At 66.4% G+C, this 5,168-nt stretch carries 6 protein-coding genes and 1 pseudogene; 4 read left to right on the forward strand and 3 right to left on the reverse strand.

The window, feature by feature from the left end:
- The first annotated feature begins 136 nt into the window (after nucleotides 1-136).
- The 3 genes from VFG33_RS03670 to VFG33_RS03680 all read left to right on the forward strand — a co-directional run bounded on the left by VFG33_RS03670 (nucleotide 137) and on the right by VFG33_RS03680 (nucleotide 2,424).
- The gene (locus tag VFG33_RS03670) at nucleotides 137-1,135 is read left to right on the forward strand and encodes a helix-turn-helix transcriptional regulator (RefSeq protein ID WP_325022361.1); all 999 of its coding nucleotides are present in this window, start codon (nucleotides 137-139) and stop codon (nucleotides 1,133-1,135) included.
- A 139-nt stretch (nucleotides 1,136-1,274) separates the two neighbouring features.
- Complete coding sequence (locus VFG33_RS03675; RefSeq protein WP_325022363.1) at nucleotides 1,275-1,790, forward strand: hypothetical protein; 516 nt, start codon at nucleotides 1,275-1,277, stop codon at nucleotides 1,788-1,790.
- 1 nt (nucleotide 1,791) lies between these two features.
- Nucleotides 1,792-2,424: a hypothetical protein gene (locus VFG33_RS03680; protein WP_325022365.1), complete on the forward strand. Its 633-nt coding sequence runs from the start codon at nucleotides 1,792-1,794 to the stop codon at nucleotides 2,422-2,424.
- 7 nt (nucleotides 2,425-2,431) lie between these two features.
- On the opposite strand, the gene VFG33_RS03685 is transcribed toward VFG33_RS03680, so the two are convergent.
- Nucleotides 2,432-3,244 (reverse strand): alpha/beta fold hydrolase, encoded by an 813-nt coding sequence (locus tag VFG33_RS03685; RefSeq protein ID WP_325022367.1) that lies wholly within the window; start codon nucleotides 3,242-3,244, stop codon nucleotides 2,432-2,434.
- Between the two features lie 62 nt (nucleotides 3,245-3,306).
- Here VFG33_RS03685 and VFG33_RS03690 point away from each other — a divergent pair, with 62 nt between their 5' ends.
- Complete coding sequence (locus VFG33_RS03690) at nucleotides 3,307-4,047, forward strand: TetR/AcrR family transcriptional regulator (protein ID WP_325022370.1); 741 nt, start codon at nucleotides 3,307-3,309, stop codon at nucleotides 4,045-4,047.
- 1 nt (nucleotide 4,048) lies between these two features.
- Here VFG33_RS03690 and VFG33_RS03695 read toward each other — a convergent pair whose 3' ends face one another.
- Both VFG33_RS03695 and VFG33_RS03700 read right to left on the reverse strand, forming a co-directional pair.
- Entirely contained in the window at nucleotides 4,049-4,735 is a 687-nt protein-coding gene (locus VFG33_RS03695; RefSeq protein ID WP_325022372.1) for a pentapeptide repeat-containing protein, read from the reverse strand.
- Nucleotides 4,736-4,760: 25 nt separating this feature from the next.
- A pseudogene (locus tag VFG33_RS03700) lies at nucleotides 4,761-5,168 on the reverse strand (ROK family protein); the annotation flags it as partial.

Here is a 5,168-nt window from a genome sequence, read left to right on the forward strand (position 1 = left end):
ACTCCCCAGACACTTGGGGCCTCCCGACCGCGATGCCAATCAGCGAGTAATCGGCTGCAGGCTGATCGCCGGACAGGCCCTTGGCAACGGGGTGTAACCGGGGCATAGTGCTGTTTCCGGGTGGGAGGTGGACCACGTGCAGACCGGGAAACTCTCCGCGCCGGGGTCATCCCTGCGCGTCGATGCCGAGACGGCGATCATCCTTCGCGAGGCCTACCACAAGATCGAGGCCCTTTACCGTACCGATCACTACGGCCTCTACGACTACGTCCGTGCGGTGGCCGGCAAGCTCACCAAGGTCGACACCTTCTATGTCGGCTTCCTTCAGGGCTCGAACAGGGTGCGCTATCCCTATGGCTACGACAGCGGCAAGTACGACGATCCCGCCACCCACACGTATGGCCCGAACGGCCAGACAGCCTGGCTACTGAAACACAGGCAGACCTACCGATTCGCCTACGACAACGGTGCTGTGCTGCAGGCCGGGATCGCCTGCGGTGATCTCAGCAGGCAGTCAGCCGACGCTGTCACCGTGCCGATGTTTCGCCCGGCAGAGGACGGTTCCGAGCAGTTGTTCGGCATGATCTCCATGCACAGCTACGAACCCGACAGCTACGACGACAACGCAGTACGGGCGTTCGAGTGGCTGGCGGGAATGATCGCCAGAGTGCTCACCCGCGAACTTGAGGACCGGGACGCGTTACGGCTGCTGCCTGCGGGCGAGGACAGTCCGAACCTGCTCACCTCTGAAGCCGTGTTGGAGTATCTGTCCTACCGGATCGCCTCGCTCCGCACCATCGCGGACGACGCGCTCGCCGAAGCCGGGGAAGCTCCCCAGGCGGTCAAGGACCACCTCACCAAGCTGATCCGCACCGCCGAGCAGACCCAGTCCGAACTCATCGAGATGATGATGGACGCCGATGAGGGCCCCGAGCGGCGCTTTGCCGAACTGACTCCGGCCCAGCAGGCAGTGGCCGTCTTGCTTGTCGAGGGCCACGACAACGACCGCCTCGCCACCGAGCTCGGCATCAGCCTCAACACCGTGAAGTCCCACCTCAGCACGATCCTGCGCAAGTACGAGATGGACAGTCGCAACCAGGTCGCCGACGACGTCCGCAAACTCCTCACTCGGTAGGTCTCATACCGAGGGTGACCCTGGCAGGGGCCGCACCTCCTTCCGCGGGTAATGGTGGCGAGGTCGCCGTGCTGTCAGCCTGGTCGCAGCGGGTGACGAACCCCCGCGCTGGGGCGGCAACCGATGGGGGCCAAAGCGAATGTCCAACGAGATCATCCATGTCCGGAACGGCCAGGCGACGCTGTCCGACGAGGCCATGCACGTGGCGACCATCTTCAACCCGCTCGGCGCGGCCGGGCCGATCATCGCGGCCCTTGGCGGCTGCGTCGCCGAGATCCGCCGGTTCCGGCTGCAGACCCAGCAGTACCGGCTGGAAGAACGGCGGTACCGCAAGGGGCGCGAGTCGGCGACTGACGTGGTACGTACCAGGCAGGCAGTGATCATCAGGCTGTTCGAGGAGCGTTATCGCGAGAGCGCAACCCTCAAGATCTCTTTGGTAGAACTGCGCCGGGGGTTCAGGAAGATGGTCGACACGGCCGGCCGGCCCGGTACCTCCGCTCTGCATTTCGAGATCGTTCACGGCACGGTTGGTCTGCTGGCCGAGCAGCTCTATCGCAGCCCCGCCGACACGTCGTTGATCCTCCTGAGCGATTCCCTGCAGGTCAGCGACGCCCAAGCGGCGATCACGGCCTGGCGTGCACTGGAAGGACGCTGACGTGCGCGCCTGGTTCGCGGTCATCTTCGTCGCCCCAGTTGCTCTCGCTTACCTGTACGTCGCTCTGGTGGGCGGCCGGAGTTCGAAGCAGACCGAGGTCGTCCGCAAGGAGGTACGGAAGGTCGAGGTGGTCGCAGCCCGGGCGACGGTGGCCGTCGAACGACTGGTCGACGACAGACGGCTGATCGAGCGGAAGGCCGAGGAGCTCGAGCTGCTGAGCCTCGAAGCGCGCGGTGGTGAGGTGGGATTCCAGCCGCTCGTCCAGCGGCACAACGAGTCGCGCTTGCTGGCGGACAGCTGGTACGACCACAAGAAGCAGGCGACCGACTCCCGCACGGAACTCGCCCGTGGTGTCGCCATGCTGCAATGGCGGATCGGGCAGCTACGTGGCGAGGGCCGGCGGTCGGCGGCGGTCGTGACCACCACGCAGGCTTCCGCAGACCAGTTGGGTGGCGTGGTGAGCAAGCTGCAGAAGGAGATCACGCTCAGCGGAGCCGCGCTGGACCGCTACAACCAGCAGACCGGCGACCTCAGCCGGCACATCGGCACGAGTTGCGGTCCGCGCGGCGAGCAGTGGTACGCCGCCCTCCAGGAACGCCAACGAACCCGCGAACTCAACCGCCAACGCCGCTGACAGCGCCTCAGAGGAGCGCGCTCGCCAGCCAGGGTTCGACTATGGGGAGAATCTGGGCCGCCTGCATGGCCTGCATGTGGTCCAGGTTTTCGAGGATCCGCACGGTCCAGCCAAGGTCCTCGAGGACGACCTGGTTGGACGCGACTGGGCTAGCGATGGCCACGTGGGCGTTGTTCCAGCGAGGACCGTAGGTGATGTTGTCCGCTCCGCCCACGAGGCAAAGGCGCGGGCAACTGATCCGGTCCTGCACAGCGTGGTCGTCGAAGGTCTGGAGAGCTCGGTAGAGCGTGGCGAACTGCTGGGTCTGTTCTTTGCTCAGGGCAACCTCTGTGCTCTCCCAGTCACCGACCTCGACCTGCTTGCCCTCGGTGGGCGCGCCGGCCATGGCGTGGGTGGCCTCGGTGACCTGGAGCATGGCGGCGTACGGGCCGTCGAGGGGTGGGAAGCCGCCCATCACCAGCGCAGCGAGGCGGTCGGTCCGGATCGCCAGTTGGAGCCCGATCATGCCGAGCCAGCTGTATCCGTAGTACGCGAAGGTCTGGGCGCCGGCGGCGTCGGCGATGGCGAGGAGGTCGGTGACGATCGTGTCCGCGGTGAGGGTGTCAGGTCGAGGGTTGGCCTGGACGTGGCCCTCGTAGTCGAAGGCGATCACCCGGAACCGCTCGCTGAAACCCTTCACCAGCGTGTGTCCGAGGGCAGGGTCGGCACCCCACGCTCGCATCTGCTCGGTCTCGGGCCCTTCCGCCGGCGCCGTCGGATTGACCGGCAGCAGCAGAGTCGGCGCATCCTTCGGGCCGGACACCTCGAAATCCAGGCTCACGGTACTCCTTACGTCGTATAGTGTTAGCCAGGAGAGTAACACTTTACGTCGTAAGGAGAAAAGTGACCGAGTACGCCGGCCAGGGCGAGGCGAAGCGCACGCTCGAGTTGCTCTGGGGCAAGGCGGCGCCGGCCAGGCGCGGCCCGAACCAGCGGACCAGCGTCGACGAGATCGTCGCCACGGCGATCGCGATCGCCGACCGCGACGGGATCGCGGGCGTCACGATGCGGGCCGTCGGCCGCGACCTCGACCGTACTGCGATGTCGCTCTACACCTACGTCCCCGGCCGGGAAGAACTCATCACCCTGATGTACGACCGTGCTCACGCGGAGCTGAAGACCTCGTCAACCAAGGACTGGCGGAAGGCGGCGACGAAGTGGTCGGTGGAGTTGCGGGATCTCTACGTACGGCACCCGTGGTTGCTGGAGGTCTCGCAAGCCCGCCCCGCCTTCGGCCCGCACGAGCAGGACGTTCTGGAGTCCCTGCTGAGAATTCTGGCCCGGGCCGAGCTGGCGATAGAGCACCGGCCGTCGGTGACGAGCGCGCTGTACGGCATCGTGCGTGAGGCAGCCAAACAGAAGCTGATGGGCGTTGTCTCCGAGCAGGACAGAGCCTGGTGGGCCGAGCGAGCCAAGGTCCTCCAAGAAGTCGCTCCGGATTTCGCCGACAGATTCCCGGAGAGCACGGCGATCGCGCAGCATCAAGCGAAGACCGGACCCGACCCGTGGCGTCAGGCTGCCGAAGAAGCCTTCAGCGGAGCCGTCTCTCTGGTACTCGATGGAGTGGGCCTCCGGAGCAAGTAGGTCACAGCTCGGCTGGATCGCCCAGGGTGATGTCCAGCGCTGAGGCCATCGCGAGTGTCACGGCGAGGGTGTCGATCGGCGAGGAGTTGGCGATGGTCGCGCCGCCGAGGCTGCCGATGCCGCGAGTACCCTCCCAGGTGCAGTCCACGAAGATCGCACCGCTTGCCTTCACCTGGGAGAACTCGACGGCGGTCAGATCGCAGCGCCGGAAGATGGTGCCGGTCAGGTCCGCCGAGACGAAGTCCGCGTTCTGCAACCGGCACTCGGTGAACTCGGCCTTGACAAACTTCGTGAACCGGAACGAGCCGAAGTCCAGCACCGAATCCTGGAACGTCGCATGCTGGAAGCTCATCCCTGGGCCCGCGAACCCGGTGAGGCGCGAGGACGACACGGCGAGCCGGGTCGCGGCGGCGTCCGACCAGCGGGCGTTGGCGAGATCGCAGTGGTCCAGCACGACGTCGACCAGGATCGCCTTCTCCAGTTCGGACCCACCGAGGTTGCAGCGCGTCAACCGGCAGCCGCTGATCTCGACGTGTTCCGCCATCAGGTCGCTCAGGTCGACGTCGTCCAGCGCGAGATCGGTCAGCCGCTCCTCGTCGTCGATCTCCTCGGGCGTCGGCGCCCCGGAGTCGAGATGCGCGCGGAGCCGCGGCGGGGCGATGCGGGGAGCGGGTTTCCGGGAAGCCATACGGCCACCGTAACCACCTGCACCGTCAGTTCTCCGCGACGAAGCGGGCAGCTGCGCCGATCAGGGCGGAATGTTCGGTATCCGCAGTGACTGTGACGTCGAAGTCGAATACTTCCTGGACCACATCGAACGCCCCCGAGATCGACCCACCCAGGACGACCCGCGTCGCCCCGAACCGCTCCAACCACGGCGCGAGCGCATCAGCCAGCGCAGCGAAGGCGTTAACCAAAGCCTGCTTCGCCTCAGTCGAACCACCCCGAGCCAGCTCAGCAACCTCCTTGACTCCGATCACCTGGCCGCCGACCTCCCGGCCGTCGGCCGTCCCGGCGCCGTCCTCCGCCTCGTGCACGCGGGCGCCGGCGGAGTCGAAGTACGCCTCGAGGATGGCTCGGGAGGAGATCCAGTCCTCGACCGGCCGGTCGAGGTATGACGT

The sequence above is a fragment of the Kribbella sp. genome, from assembly GCF_035687465.1.
In the GTDB taxonomy this organism is placed as follows: domain Bacteria; phylum Actinomycetota; class Actinomycetes; order Propionibacteriales; family Kribbellaceae; genus Kribbella.

Bases quoted from the DNA above. Each gene is read 5' to 3' on its own strand.
- VFG33_RS03675 (WP_325022363.1), top strand. From the start codon at position 1,275: ATGTCCAACGAGATCATCCATGTCCGGAACGGCCAGGCGACGCTGTCC.
- VFG33_RS03695 (WP_325022372.1), bottom strand. From the start codon at position 4,735: ATGGCTTCCCGGAAACCCGCTCCCCGCATCGCCCCGCCGCGGCTCCGC.